Here is a 12977-nt window from a genome sequence, read left to right as displayed (position 1 = left end):
TCGATCCCCCGCTTGCTTCCTGGGCGCCAGCGCGCCCAAGAAGCCCCATGAGCCCAACCCAGATGCCAACAGCCTCGCGCCGCCCGCGCCTGTGGGAGGCCATGTTCCACCTCCGCCGCGAAGAGACCGGGCCGGTGCTGATCGCAGCACTGTTCTTTTTCTTCCTGCTGACCGCGCTGATGCTGCTGCGGCCGGCGCGCGACGCTTTGGGCCTGGCGCATGGCATCGAAAGCGTGCGTTCGCTTATCGTCGTGACCGCGGTGGTGACACTGGCGATGAACCCGCTGTTCGGATGGGTGGTCAGTCGCTTGAAGCGACTGCAGTTCATCGGCGCGACCTACGGCTTCCTGGTGCTGGCCCTGGTGGGCTTTTGGGGCCTGATGAGGTTCGCTCCCAGCGCGGTGAGCCAAGCCAGCAGCCAAGTGTTCTACATCTGGTTCAACGTGTTCAACCTGTTCGTGACCATGGTGTTCTGGGCGTTGCTGGCCGACCGTTTCACCAGCGACCAGGGCAAGCGCTTCTTCGCCCTGATCGCGGTCGGCGGCACGCTTGGCGCGATCTTCGGCCCCTGGCTCACCTCGCAACTGGCCCAGCCCTTGGGCACGCCCAGCCTGCTGCTGGTCGCTGGCGGCTTCCTGCTGCTGGGCATGCTGGCCGCGTGGCTTCTGCTGTGGATCGCACCCGACCGCACGACCGACACCGATGTCGCTACGTCGTCGCGTGCGGACGAGAGCGAGCGCATCGGTGGCAGCGCCTGGGCCGGCGTCCTCTCGGTGTTCCGGTCCCCATACCTGATCGGCGTCGCCGGCTACGTGATGTTGACGGCGGTGATGGTGACGTTCGTGTACTTCACCCGCCTGCAGATGGTCGCAGCGATCGCCGACGACCTGGACACGCGGGCAGCGATCCTGGGAAAGATCGACATGTGGACGCATGTCGCGGTGCTGACGCTTCAGCTCACCCTGGCAGGACGAATCATCAAACGCTTCGGCCTGGGCGTCACGTTGGCGATGCTGCCCGTGACCACCGCGTTCGGCTTCATCGGGCTGGCGATCTACGGTTCCTTCCTGGGGCTGATGCTGCTGGAGGTCGGTACCCGCGCGGTGCAGCGCGGCATCGCCCAGCCGGCGCGAGAGGCGCTGTTCACCGTGGTCGACCGTCAGGACAAGTACAAGGCCAAGGCCCTCATCGACACCTTCGTCTATCGCTCAGGCGACGTGGCCGGTGCGCAGGCCGAGGGCGCGCTGGGTCGGCTCGGGCTGGCGATGGGCGGCCTGGTCAGCGTTGTCCTGCCGCTGGCACTGGTATGGGGGGTACTCGCCCTGTGGTTGGGGCGCGCGCAGTTTCGACGCGCGGCGCAACTGCCGGCGAGCGCCGCACCCGCGGACTCCGACGGTATACACGATGGCGCTGTTCTATCCGTGTCGCATGCCGCAACCTCGCCCCACCCCACCGACACGCCCCGGACCATCCAAGCTCAGGGCGGCGCCGAGACGCTCGTCTCACCTGAGATTGCCTGCGTGCAGCGGGAACATCAAGAACACCCGTCCCGGACCCGCCGATATTCCGGAACTCTTCAACCGCCCGGCACCCGACTTGGTGCCCAGGCGCACAAGTCGATCCCTTGACTTGGCACACCTTCCTCTCATCTACAAGGCAACCATCATGACTAGCTGGACAGCTTCTGACATTCCTTCTCAACGCGGCCGTACGGCGGTCGTCACCGGAACAGGCGGACTCGGATTCGAAGACGCATTGGCGCTGGCTCGCGCCGATGCGCACGTCATCCTTGCGGGCCGAAGTCCCTCAAAAGGGGCGGCCGCTGTCGAGCGGATTCGCCAAAGTGTTCCTGGCGCGACGGTGAGATTTGCGGCACTGGATCTCGCCAGCCTGGATTCCATCGAGGCATTCGGCGAACGGTTGCATTCCTCCATCGATAGCCTCGATCTGCTGATCAACAACGCGGGTGTGATGACGCCGCCGGAACGCCAGGTAACCGCCAACGGATTCGAGTTGCAGTTCGGTACGAACCACCTGGGCCACTTCGCCTTGACTGCCCAATTGCTGCCGCTGCTGCGCAAGGGCAATCAGCCGCGCGTCGTCACGCTCTCAAGCGTGGCCGCTCGATCCGGTGCGATCGATTTCGACAATCTTCAGTCTGAGCACAGCTACAAGCCAATGGTCGCTTATGGCCAGTCGAAACTGGCGTGCTTGATGTTTGCCTTCGAACTGCAACGCCGCAGCGATGCGGCTGGCTGGGGCATCCAGAGCACTGCGGCCCATCCGGGCATTTCGCGCACCGACCTGCTGCCCAATGGCGCTGGCGCATGGAGCGCTCCGGGCATCGCCCGTCGCTTCTTGTGGTTTCTGTTCCAGCCGGCCGCGAAAGGTGCGTTGCCGACGCTCTTCGCCGCGACTGCACCGCAGGCTCAAGGCGGCGCCTACTACGGCCCGGACAAGCTTGGTGAGACACGAGGTTACCCCACCGTCGCCAACGTGCCTCCACAGGCACTGGATATAGGCATGGCCGAAAGATTGTGGAGTGAGTCGGAACGGCTTACTGGAGTGACTTTTTTTTAGATGCCGCGCTTGGCACGCGTCCGACTCAGCCCATTTCATCCCGCATGGCTGCGCTTCCGGAATTGCGCCGCCTTATGCCGATTGCCGCATTGGGTCATGCTGCACCAGCGTCGCTTGTGCGACTTGGTGCGGTCGTAGAACCACAGGATGCAGTCAGGGTGCTCGCACTGCCTAACCAAGGCGAAGTCACCTTCTACGAGCAGTTGGGCCGCCGCTTCGGCCACAGGGCCCAGCAGCGACGCGGAGCCGTCGCCCCGTCGGATACGTGTCAACGCCAACCCGCCGGTGTCATCGCGCTGCAGAAGCGGGGACGTCTGGTAGGCCTGCAGGTGCTGATTGAGGGCATCGACGGCCACCGGCCCACCCGCCTTGCGTGCGGAGATTGCCTCCCGCACCGCGTCCCTCAGCTCGCGGCCACGCACCAGCAGATTTGTCGGAATCTCATTGCCTGCGCTCTCGGTCGCGACGCCCTGCCGCACCAGCCATCGGTGCACATCCTCACCTGTCGCCCAGTAGTCCACCACCTGGTCTTGCCTCCTGGCCTCGGTGTTGAGCAGATCCAACGCCAAGTGGTCGCCCACTTGGGGGGCTTCGGGCATGCCAGCGCTTTTTTGCAACGTCGTGGCGCTCATAACAGTAACCTTTAAAGTGACTATTGACAGGTTACCACGGCTGGAGGAGACTATGTCAAAGTAACCTTTAATATTCGATTTGAAAGGTTACTTAGCTCAACATTCCAACCTGTTGCGAGAACCTGTCATGAGCCTCAAAAGCCTTCTCCTTGCTGCCGCTACGCTGAGCAGCACACTGCCGGCCGCGGCGACCGAGCCCGCCCCGCAGCTCCACTACCGCACCGCCGACATCCAGGGCGTCAACATCTTCTATCGCGAAGCCGGACCGGCGGACGCCCCTGCCGTCCTTCTGCTCCACGGCTTCGGTGCCTCCTCCCACATGTTCCGGGACCTGATCCCGGTCCTGGCGCAGCGCTACCGCGTGATCGCCCCCGACTTGCCGGGCTTCGGGCAGACGACGGTCAAGCAGGGCGTCGCGTTCGACTACACGTTCGACAACGTAGCCACGGTCATCGACGCCTTCACGGTCGAAAAGCGCCTGGATCGCTATGCGATCTACGTGTTCGACTACGGCGCGCCCGTCGGCTGGCGCCTGGCCGTGGCGAACCCCCGGAAGATCACCGCCATCGTGAGCCAGAACGGCAACGCCTACGAAGAAGGCTTGAGCGAAGGTTGGGCCGACATGCGCAAGGCCTGGGACGCCCCCACCCCCGAGAACCGCGAGGCGCTGCGCCGCTTCAATACGCCGGACATGATCCGGTGGCAGTACACCGAAGGTGTCCGGGACACCACGTTGATCGCGCCCGAGAGCTATCAGCTGGCGTCGGCCGCGATCGCGCGCATCGGTGTCGAACCGCAGATGGACCTCCTGCTGGACTATGGCAGCAACCTCCGGCAGTACCCGCAGTTGCATGCATTTTTCCGCCAGTACCAGCCGCCGACGCTCGCAATCTGGGGCAAGAACGACCCGTTCTTCATTCCTGCCGGCGCCGAAGCCTACAAGCGCGACAACCCGAAGGCCGAAGTGCGCTTCCTCGATACAGGCCATTTCGCCATCGAAACCCATGGCAGCGAGATCGCGACGCGCATGCTTGAGTTCCTGGACCGCAACATCGCGCGGTGAGCGTGGTTCGCAAGGACGGACGTTGGGATGCACTACCTGAGCACCAGGACAGGGACGTCCGCCTTTTGAAGCTCACGCCAACTTCCGTTGGTCTTAACTTCGGGGCAAAAGGGATCGCCTCAGGTTATGGTGTAACGTCGATCGTCGCCCTGCATGCGCCCGACTTTCGCACAGCACTCACTTCCTTGTGGCGCTATAAGCGCCTGACTTGCCCAGAACTCGTTGAGCTTGATGTCCAGGATAACGGGGCTGTGACTTCGGCGCACCAGCCCCGGCTGCGTGCTTCGCAAACCAAAGGCAATACGCCGATGCGCCCTTCACTGTCGGGCGGTCCGTGCGCGTCTTCCATCGTTGCGTTGCGCAGTCGAGCGACTTTGCGCGAACTCCGGGAAGGTCTCCGCCAACGGCTCCGTGTCCGGCAGGATATAGAACACCCCTCCCCGCTCGAACGTCGGACGGATGATCCGCTCGTAAAACTCGGGCGAGACGTTGATGCAGCCATGAGTGACGCGATTGTCGTCCGGCGAAGGCGATGCAAGGCGTTCGGCGCGTCTCTCGGCCGGGACGCCAGTAGCGGTAGGGTGGATGGAGACAGCGGAATCGTAGTCCACCCACAGCACGCGCCCAGCGTCGAGTGACGGACCGAAACCGCCCACAAAGCGACCAGCAGGCGTCGTGCGATCCCGGCCCGGAATCTCGCGAAGCGCGAGACCGGCGATGCCGGGGGCCGTATGATCACCGGTTGCCGAGCCAAAAAGCCCAGGTGCCGCGCCGCGAAGCCGGCCGTCGCCGCCGAACACCAGGATCTGTGCGGCGGCTTTGTCTATGACCGCGAACGGATAGCCTTGGCTGTCCTCGGCCGCGACAACCCAGCCCGCCAGCTCAATCACCGTGTCGGACACTTCCTGGTCTTTCGGAAGTTGATCGAAGGACTCTACCGTTTGCGCGGCAGCATCCTCGGCGGCCGCCACGCCGAAGCTCGCGAACGCCAGCGCCAACACCAGCGCGCCATAAGCGGACCGGATCGCAGGGTGTATGCACGTGCGGATGGGGCGGTTCCTTACAACTAAAGAGTGGGTCAAGAAAGGAGACCGGTGGCCAGCAAGGGCCACCGGGTCCTGGGTCAAACTCAAACCGTTCGTCACAACTTGTGCAGGGGCGACTAACCGCGCGGCACGCGGCGCGGTGCCGCTTCCAGCTGCCGGACGCGGCTTTCCATTTGATCCAGCCGTTGGTTGGCCTGCTGTGCGGATTGATTGGCGGATTCGGCGCTCTGGGCCGCGCCCTGCACCCTCGTGTCGAGTTGATCGAGGCGCGAGTTGATCCCTGCAAACTCGTCATCATAGGTGGCGCAGGCGGCAAGGCCCAGGGTGGCGACGATCGCCACGCCGAGGGTACGCGCCATCACCACGTGTTTTTTGGTAATCGTAAACATTCCAACCTCCTTCGTCTTGGGCCTCGAAATATAGCGGCCTTTTAGCTGGAACCATGACTCGTCTTCAGCTTACGTTGGAATACGTAGATAAGCTGTGAAGATGGCAACTCGTGAGCGTTGCGACTTGAACCCAACCAGGAAAACAGACCCGAGGCCGTGTGAAAACTCCACGCATTTCGACGAACGGCTTCGAATCGACGTACCGGGGACATGCTCGGTCGTTAGCGTCCCTGTCACATGCGGTCTCTCCAATCCTTACCCGCCGCCCAACAGGCCTGGCAGCTTCAACGCTGCCGTGTCTTCTGTATCGCTGACCAGTGCAAAGCTGGTGTTCCGGTTTGACCAGTATCGCGCCAGAAGGTCACCGTCACGGCGCTGGCCGTCGCTGCGCAACAAGCCGCGCGGACGCAGATAGAAACCCACGCGCGCGCCTGAGCCGTCCTGGTAGACCAGCATCGCCGCCGCCCCCTGTTCGGTAGAGAGCAGGCGCCCCCCCATCAGCCGATAACCTGCTGCGCTCAGGTCGGGTACCCGCCCCGCTTCGCCGAAATGGCGCCGCAGCCAGCGCTGCAGGTCATCGGTGCGGCTGGCATCGAACTCCATGGGCGGCGCATCGGCATTCACGAACTGGCGGTACGCGGCCACGGCGTCGGCCATCGGCAACGAAGCTTGCACCGGCCGCGATTCGCGCGCCTGCCAGCCCGCACCACTTCCCATGCCGAAGGCCAGCAGCAGCGATGCGGCGATGCCAAAGCGCGCACGCCGCCGCGAGCGCAGGCGGTTGCGCACGCGCGCCGGTTCCAGTGCGGTGTTGGAAGCCCAGTGTTCCGGATGTGCATGAAGTGCGCGTAGCCGCTCGGCATCGCGCTTCCAGCCCTCCACCTGGACGGCATGCTGCGGGTGCGCGGCGAGCCAGGCTTCAACATCGGCGAGCCGGGCAGGCTCCAGCCGACCGTCCACATAGGCATGCAGTTCACTGTCGTCGGGCCGGTGGCGCATGGCATCGATGTTCATTGCAGGACCCTCAACACGGGGGAGGCAGGCATTTTTTCCTCATCCATCGCACGCAACGCCTGTCGGGCGCGCGACAGGCGCGACATCACCGTGCCGATGGGGATGCCCAGCACATCGGCCGCTTCGCGGTAACCCAGGCCTTCCACGCTGACCAGCATCAGTAACGCGCGCTGTTCCGTCGGCAGGTGGGAGAATGCCGCCAACGAGGTGCGTGCATCGAAGACCTGGTCCGGCGTCGGCGGCCGCGGCTCGTCTTCGGTCGCGAACAGCGATGCGATGCGCTTCCAGCGCACCGCACGCCGATGGTCGTCGATGAACTGGCGGTACAGCACCGAGAACAACCAAGGTTGCAGGGCGTCCTCGTTGCGGCGGCTCGTGCCCCGGGTCAGTGCGCGCTCCAGCGTGGCCTGGACCAGGTCATCGGCCGCGGCAGGATCCGCAGCCAGGGACCGCGCGAACCGGCGCAGCCGCGGGATCAGCTCACGCAGGGTTTCATCATCCAGAGGGGGCGGTGAAGCAGGCATCGGGGAGCGCAGGGTCGGTGTTGTGCTTAGGACGTATGGGCAAGGCGGATTATTCCGCATTGCCGCCAACGCAACGGGCGGATATTGCCGATACATGGAATAAATCCAGCCGCCGTGCGTCCTACGCCATCCCAACGATGCCGGAACTGCCCATGCCCACCCTTCCTCCCGATCCGCTGATGCCCCCGAAACCACCGATGCCGTGGCCCGCATTGGCCGCCATCGCCACCATTGTCCTGCTACTGGCCACGGCCTTCGCCTGGGCGGCCGGCTGGATCGGGAGGGACCGCCTGACGGCACCACGCCTGGTGGACGCCATCGAGGGCGGCAAGCCGTACGCGGGGTTCCGCCGGGCGCACAGCAAGGGCGTCTGCGTGGCGGGCTATTTCGAACCTTCCACGCAGGCTGCGGCGCTTTCGCGCGCGCAGGTTTTCAGCCAGCCGCGCACGGCGGTGCAGGGCCGGCTGTCGATAGGCGGTGCCGATCCGTACGCGCTGGACGCGCAGGCACGCGTGCGCAGCCTGGCGTTGCTGCTGAAGACCGAGAACGGACAGGAGTGGCGGATGGCGATGAACAGCTTCCCCTTCTTCCCCGTGTCCACACCGGCCGGATTCCACAAGCAACTGGTTGCGTCGCGTCCGGATCCGGCGACGGGCAAGCCGGATCCGGCAAAGATGGCGGCGTTCCTTGCCGAACATCCGGAAGCGAAGCGGTTCCAGGCCTGGGCGAAGTCCGCACCGTGGTCCAGCAGCTGGGCCAACACGGCATACAACGGCGTCAACGCCTTCCGTTTCGTTGACGCAGCGGGTCGCGAACGCTTCGTACGATGGTCGATGGAGCCACAGGCCCCATTCGAACCGCTCAGCGAAGCCGAACGCCAGCAGGCCAATCCTGACTACCTGCGTGAGGATCTGCAGGCACGACTGCAGCAAGGTCCGCTGCGCTGGAACCTGGTCATCGTCGAAGCTGCGCCCGGCGATCCGGTCGATGATCCCTCGCAGGCGTGGCCCGAGAACCGTCCGCGCCACATTGCCGGCGTACTGGTGTTGAAAACCAGCCAGCCGCAGGCCACCGGTCAATGCCGGGACGTGAACTACGACCCGACCGTGGTGCCTGACGGCATCGCCCTGTCCAGCGATCCGATACTGGCGGCGCGCGCGGCGACGTATTCGGTTTCCTTCAACCGTCGCGAACGCGAGACCGCCCGCAACCAGGCGCCGCCGGCGACCGCCGTCACTGCGCAGGAGGCTGCACGATGAATCGCCACGGCCATTTCGATACGCTTGCGCGGCTGTTGCACTGGGGCATGGCCGTGCTGGTCATGGCCATGCTCTTCATCGGCGTGGGCATGGTCGCATCGTTGGCGCTGCGCCCGATGCTGATCGAGCTGCACCGGCCGCTCGGCATCGCCATCCTGCTGTTGGCGCTGGTGCGGCTGTACCACCGCTGGCGCAGCCCGCCACCCCCGCTGCCTGCGGACCTGCCGCGCCCGCAGGTCCTCGCCGCGAAAGCCTCGCACTGGCTGCTGTACTCGCTGATGCTTGCTATGCCGCTGCTCGGCTGGTCGATGCTGTCGGCAGGCGGTTACCCGGTGCAGATGGTCGGCGCGCTGGAGCTGCCCGCACTCGTCCCGCACGACCCCACGCTTTACGCTTGGTTGCGCGGCGCGCATGGCGTACTTGGCTATGCGCTTTTCGCCCTGGTGCTGACGCACCTGGCCGCGGCGTTGTACCACGCCTGGGTGCGTCGTGATGGCGTATTCGATGCAATGGCGCGGAGCGGGCGACCAAGGCCGATGCCATCGAACGAAACCGTGGCTGAGCCGCCCCCCGGCTTGCAGGACTGACCTGCCCCGCTGATGGCATGCGCTGTGCCGGTCGTCCATCTCGGAAAAGTATCGAAAGAATGAGTCGACAAAGGATTTGACCCTCCGGGGGCACACAGCCTCGGTCGGAAGCGGACATCGCAGTGCCAGGACTCCCCTGCGCGCTCAGCGGGCACTTCCGGACGTGGGATGATCCTTGCTGCCTAAATCGCGATCCAACAGGCAATCGATGAAGGCGCGAAGCGCGGGCAGCATGTACCTTCGACTGGAGTAATACAGATACAGGCCCGGCACGCTCGGCGACCAGTCGGAAAGGACGCGCTTGAGTCGTCCGTCCTGCAGTGCGTCGGCAATGCCCTCGTCGTTATAGGCGTAGAAGATGCCAAGCCCCTGGAGTGCCGCAGGCACGACGATGTCCTGGTGATTGGAGATCACTGTGCCTTCGCCAAGGAACTCGACCGCTTTTCCCTTCTTCTTGAACTCCCACCCGGCCACTTTTCCGCTGCCCGGGAATCGCCAGTTGATGCAAGCATGATGGTTCAGGTCTGCGGGCGTCCTGGGCTCGCCGTGTCGGGCGAGGTAGTCGGGCGACGCTACTGCCAGCAGTTCGATGTCGGGCGTGAGCCGCACGGCGACCATGTCCTTCTGCAGGCGGCCTCCCACGCGGATGCCCGCATCGAAGCCTTCCCCCGCGATATCGCTCAAGCCGTCATCGATCACGATGTCGAGCACCACCTCCGGATGGGCTTTCGCGAAACGACCCAGCCTGGGTGCGATCACCTTTCTGGCGGCCATGCTGAGGGTATTGATCCGCAGGGTTCCCGCAGCACGCGCATTTGCGCCTACCGCCTGCGCGACGGCATCGTCCATGTCGCGCAGCATCGGGGCGATCCGCTCATGCAGACGCCGCCCCGGTTCCGTCGGCGAGACACTGCGCGTCGTCCGGTTCAACAGGCGAACGCCCAGCCGTGATTCGAGTTGTCGAATGACCTGGCTGAGGGCTGACCGGGACAGCCCCAGGTGATCGGCTGCCCGGGCGAAGCTGGCCCGGTCGACAACGGCCACGAAGGCCTTGAGTTCAGCAAATTCAGCGCCGCGCATTGTGTCCTGATTCCTACATAGCCTGGCCAGATAATAGGTGATTCTCTTATCTGCCTGGACGGTTCAACCTAGCTCCACGGACCCCAACGGAGCATTGCAATGAAAGATTTGAACCTGCCCGAGCCTATCGCGGCCTACTTCGATGCCGACAACCAGGGTGCCCAGGCCGTTGCCCGCTGCTTCACCACGGACGGGCGGGTGCTGGACGAGGGCAAGACCCACGCCGGGCCGGCCGCTATCGAAGCGTGGAAGGCGGACGCATCTGCCCGGTACACCTACACCGCCAGACCTCACATGTGGGAGAAGCATGGTCGCAGCTACATCGTGACCAGCCATGTGTCGGGCAACTTCCCTGGCAGCCCCGTGGACCTGCGCTACACCTTCACCCTGGAGCGCGGAAAGATCGCAACGCTGGAGATCGTGCCATGAGCTTCGGCCTGCAATTGGCCGGCAAGCGCGCCTGGTCACGGGCGGTACGCGTGGCGTGGGCGCAGCGGTGGTCGCGCTCTTGTCCCAGCTAGGTGCACGGATCTTGGCGACCCAGCAGAGGCGGCCGCTGCCCACCGTACCGACCGCGTGATGGCGCCCATCGGGCTGCTTGGCGAGTTGGCAGCACGACCGATCAAGTTTAGGCAACCGAGCGCTGTCGTGCGCCGCAAAGTAGCCTGCTTCGCCGAAGAAGCAGGCGACGATGCGTGGAGTTATCGTCCGGTGCTCGACATCTATCGACGCGTTGAGGACTGGCGCGGTGCCTCCGATGCCGTCCGGCGCGGCAGCGGCGGACCGGTGCGCGTGGAAACGTCACCCCCAACCGGTGGCGATTGCCATGGTCGAGGCAGCTAAGGCGCTTGGGCTCCCGACGTTCGACAGCCCCGATGGCGCCATGATGGAAGGGCGCGGCGGCGTTGCGCTCAACGACCTGATCGCGAAGGCAGGCCGGCGCTCATCGTTCTTCCGCTCCTGCATCTTCTCGGAGCTGGGGCAGCCCAACTTGACGGTGGTGACTTGCCGGTCCGATGGCGAACCAATGCCGCCTGATGCCTTGGCCGTCAGTGGCTCATGGTTTCCAGGATGGCGACCGCCATGCGCTTCTTCGCTGGCGCCATGTGACGCAGGTGGCCCAGGGCCTGCGCCTCGAGATCATCGCCGGCATAGTCGTCCATCAGCAATGCAGGGGCGGTGTTCTGCGGATCAAGCACGCTGGGTCCGCGGCCTGTTGCCAGCCACTCGAATCCGGTGCCGGTCTCGGTGGCGATGCGGATCAGGTGCTCCACGCTGGGCTTGGTGCCCTGCGGATGCTCCCACTGGGTGACCGCGCTGCGCTTGATGCCAATCCGCGCGGCCAGGCCGGTCTGTGAGAGGCCGGCGCGGGTGCGGGCTCGGCGGATGCGCTGGGGCAACGAATTCATGGCGTGCTCGCTGGATTGATGACGGCAAGGGCTGACGGATGCCACCCCTGAACTACGACCAACGCAGGAGAGCGTGTCTGTCCGGCCAGCGATTCTGGCATCACGCGGTCCAGCAGCGCTGTCCGTTCGTCGGTGGCAGCGGACGACGACGCGCCAACCCGCCGGTGTCAGCGGCGCTTGCTCGGACGGGCGGTTGCATCGCGGCCGGATCGGGTGCGTGATTCCTCTGTGACATCGGCGCAGGGGCGCCGACCGCGCCGGCAGGATGCCGGTCATGGCAGAAGACACGCTGATGCTGCGCATTTCCCTGTTCGGTTCGATGGCGCTGGCCGCGGGCGTTGGCGGTGCCCCCGAAGTGCCCGTAGCCGGGCGCAGCGCCAGCCTGCTGGCGTACCTGGCGCTGGGTCATGGCCGCAGCTTCAGCCGCTCGGAGCTGCTGGCCAGCCTGTGGCCCGACCCCGAGGCCAGCGCGTCCACCGGATCGTTCAACACGGCGCTGTGGCGCCTGCGCCGGCTGCTGGAAACCCCGCCGCTTGCGCATGGCAACCTGATTACCAGCGACCGCCGCGGCGCCATAGCGATGTGCCCGCAGGCGGACGTGTGGCTGGACGTGGCCGAATTCGACCGTCTGATAGCGCCGCGGCTCACGCGCGCGGCGGAACGGTTGAGCGACGAGGACATCGACGCGCTTGAGCGCGGCGTGCGGCTATACAAGGCCGATCTGCTGATCGATCTATCCGACGACTGGGCCCTGCGCGCGCGCGAACGCTATCGCCGCAACTTTCTCAACGCGCTGTACCGGCTGATGCAGATCGCCACCATGGGCAGGCGGTATGTCGACGGCATTGCGCACGCGCAGCGCATTCTGGACCACGATCCGCTGCGAGAGGATGTCCATCGCGACCTGATGCAGCTGTTCGTCGCCAGCGGCCAGCGTGCGCTGGCGTTGCGACAGTTCGAACATTGCCGCGATTCGCTGCGCCGCGAGCTGGCGATCCAGCCGATGCGGGAAACGCAGGCACTGTACCGGCGGATTGCCGACAGTGCGTTGGGTTTGCGCGACCAGGCGACACCATATACCGGTGCAATGCCGGCGGTTGCGGCACCCCCAATCAGCTCCGGCGCCGCGCCGCTTGAGCTGCTTCAGGATGCCCGCGCGCATCTGGCGGCGGCGGACGCGCAACTGCAGTTGAGCCTGGATCTGCTGACCTGACTCAGGCGGGCGGGCGTCTTCGGCAGCGTAGGCCCATGCTGACAAAGCCATGGCGGAAAGAATGCTGCAGCGCCAGATTTGCCGGGCGGCCGTTGTGGATTGCCGTTGAGAACCTAAGCAACGCGACCGCACCACAGGTTCCGCCGGCGCCACTCTTTGAAGCGTAACGAATCTTCTCACC

The 12977-nt window shown here is 65.1% G+C and carries 14 protein-coding genes and 1 pseudogene; 8 read left to right on the top strand and 7 right to left on the bottom strand.

The features are described 5' to 3' along the window. Nucleotides 1-47: 47 nt before the first annotated feature. Together CRO39_RS03640 and CRO39_RS03635 are read left to right on the top strand one after the other, a co-directional pair. Entirely contained in the window at nt 48-1628 is a 1581-nt protein-coding gene (locus CRO39_RS03640) for an NTP/NDP exchange transporter (protein ID WP_097120477.1), read from the top strand. Nucleotides 1629-1665: 37 nt separating this feature from the next. After that, nucleotides 1666-2580 carry an SDR family oxidoreductase gene (locus CRO39_RS03635; protein ID WP_097120779.1) on the top strand — a complete coding sequence of 305 codons (915 nt, stop codon included), beginning with the start codon at nt 1666-1668 and terminating at the stop codon, nt 2578-2580. A gap of 35 nt (nt 2581-2615) precedes the next feature. Here the strand turns inward: CRO39_RS03635 and CRO39_RS03630 are convergent, their stop codons facing one another. Beyond that, the gene (locus tag CRO39_RS03630) at nt 2616-3212 is read right to left on the bottom strand and encodes a CGNR zinc finger domain-containing protein (protein WP_097120476.1); all 597 of its coding nucleotides are present in this window, start codon (nt 3210-3212) and stop codon (nt 2616-2618) included. 127 nt (nt 3213-3339) lie between these two features. Here CRO39_RS03630 and CRO39_RS03625 point away from each other — a divergent pair, with 127 nt between their 5' ends. Further along, nucleotides 3340-4275 carry an alpha/beta fold hydrolase gene (locus CRO39_RS03625; protein WP_097120475.1) on the top strand — a complete coding sequence of 312 codons (936 nt, stop codon included), beginning with the start codon at nt 3340-3342 and terminating at the stop codon, nt 4273-4275. Beyond that, a pseudogene (locus tag CRO39_RS21375) lies at nt 4272-4661 on the top strand (hypothetical protein); the annotation flags it as partial. The gene CRO39_RS03625 and the pseudogene CRO39_RS21375, both read left to right, overlap by 4 nt. Here CRO39_RS21375 and CRO39_RS21150 read toward each other — a convergent pair. The 4 genes from CRO39_RS21150 to CRO39_RS03600 all read right to left on the bottom strand — a co-directional run bounded on the left by CRO39_RS21150 (nt 4593) and on the right by CRO39_RS03600 (nt 7248). Continuing rightward, the gene (locus tag CRO39_RS21150) at nt 4593-5273 is read right to left on the bottom strand and encodes a L,D-transpeptidase (RefSeq protein ID WP_238394731.1); all 681 of its coding nucleotides are present in this window, start codon (nt 5271-5273) and stop codon (nt 4593-4595) included. The pseudogene CRO39_RS21375 and the gene CRO39_RS21150 sit on opposite strands and share 69 nt — an antisense overlap. 164 nt (nt 5274-5437) lie before the next feature. After that, the gene (locus CRO39_RS03610) at nt 5438-5710 is read right to left on the bottom strand and encodes a hypothetical protein (protein WP_097120472.1); all 273 of its coding nucleotides are present in this window, start codon (nt 5708-5710) and stop codon (nt 5438-5440) included. A gap of 255 nt (nt 5711-5965) precedes the next feature. Next, nucleotides 5966-6724, bottom strand: a complete 759-nt coding sequence (locus CRO39_RS03605) for an anti-sigma factor family protein (protein WP_238394732.1) — start codon at nt 6722-6724, stop codon at nt 5966-5968. Continuing rightward, on the bottom strand, nt 6721-7248 hold the full coding sequence (locus CRO39_RS03600) for a sigma-70 family RNA polymerase sigma factor (RefSeq protein WP_097120471.1): 528 nt from the start codon (nt 7246-7248) through the stop codon (nt 6721-6723). Before CRO39_RS03600 ends, CRO39_RS03605 begins: the two co-directional genes overlap by 4 nt. A gap of 152 nt (nt 7249-7400) precedes the next feature. Between CRO39_RS03600 and CRO39_RS03595 the strand changes: the two genes are divergently transcribed. Both CRO39_RS03595 and CRO39_RS03590 read left to right on the top strand, forming a co-directional pair. Continuing rightward, nucleotides 7401-8507 carry a catalase family peroxidase gene (locus CRO39_RS03595; RefSeq protein WP_425479648.1) on the top strand — a complete coding sequence of 369 codons (1107 nt, stop codon included), beginning with the start codon at nt 7401-7403 and terminating at the stop codon, nt 8505-8507. After that, the gene (locus CRO39_RS03590; protein ID WP_097120470.1) at nt 8504-9094 is read left to right on the top strand and encodes a cytochrome b; all 591 of its coding nucleotides are present in this window, start codon (nt 8504-8506) and stop codon (nt 9092-9094) included. The genes CRO39_RS03595 and CRO39_RS03590 overlap by 4 nt, the downstream gene beginning before the upstream one ends. A 144-nt stretch (nt 9095-9238) precedes the next feature. Here CRO39_RS03590 and CRO39_RS03585 read toward each other — a convergent pair whose 3' ends face one another. Continuing rightward, nucleotides 9239-10174, bottom strand: a complete 936-nt coding sequence (locus tag CRO39_RS03585) for a LysR family transcriptional regulator (protein ID WP_097120469.1) — start codon at nt 10172-10174, stop codon at nt 9239-9241. Nucleotides 10175-10273: 99 nt separating this feature from the next. Between CRO39_RS03585 and CRO39_RS03580 the strand changes: the two genes are divergently transcribed. Then, a complete protein-coding gene (locus tag CRO39_RS03580) occupies nt 10274-10603 on the top strand; it encodes a nuclear transport factor 2 family protein (RefSeq protein ID WP_097120468.1) in 330 nt (109 codons plus the stop codon). Nucleotides 10604-11223: 620 nt separating this feature from the next. Here CRO39_RS03580 and CRO39_RS03575 read toward each other — a convergent pair. Continuing rightward, complete coding sequence (locus tag CRO39_RS03575; protein WP_097120467.1) at nt 11224-11583, bottom strand: helix-turn-helix domain-containing protein; 360 nt, start codon at nt 11581-11583, stop codon at nt 11224-11226. Nucleotides 11584-11857: 274 nt separating this feature from the next. Between CRO39_RS03575 and CRO39_RS03570 the strand changes: the two genes are divergently transcribed. Beyond that, complete coding sequence (locus tag CRO39_RS03570) at nt 11858-12796, top strand: AfsR/SARP family transcriptional regulator (RefSeq protein WP_238394733.1); 939 nt, start codon at nt 11858-11860, stop codon at nt 12794-12796. Nucleotides 12797-12977: the final 181 nt, after the last annotated feature.

It is taken from the genome of Pseudoxanthomonas wuyuanensis (assembly GCF_900215535.1).
Taxonomy (GTDB): Bacteria; Pseudomonadota; Gammaproteobacteria; order Xanthomonadales; family Xanthomonadaceae; genus Pseudoxanthomonas_A; species Pseudoxanthomonas_A wuyuanensis.
Note: the sequence above shows the minus strand (reverse complement) of the source record. Positions and strands in the feature narration are given on the sequence as shown.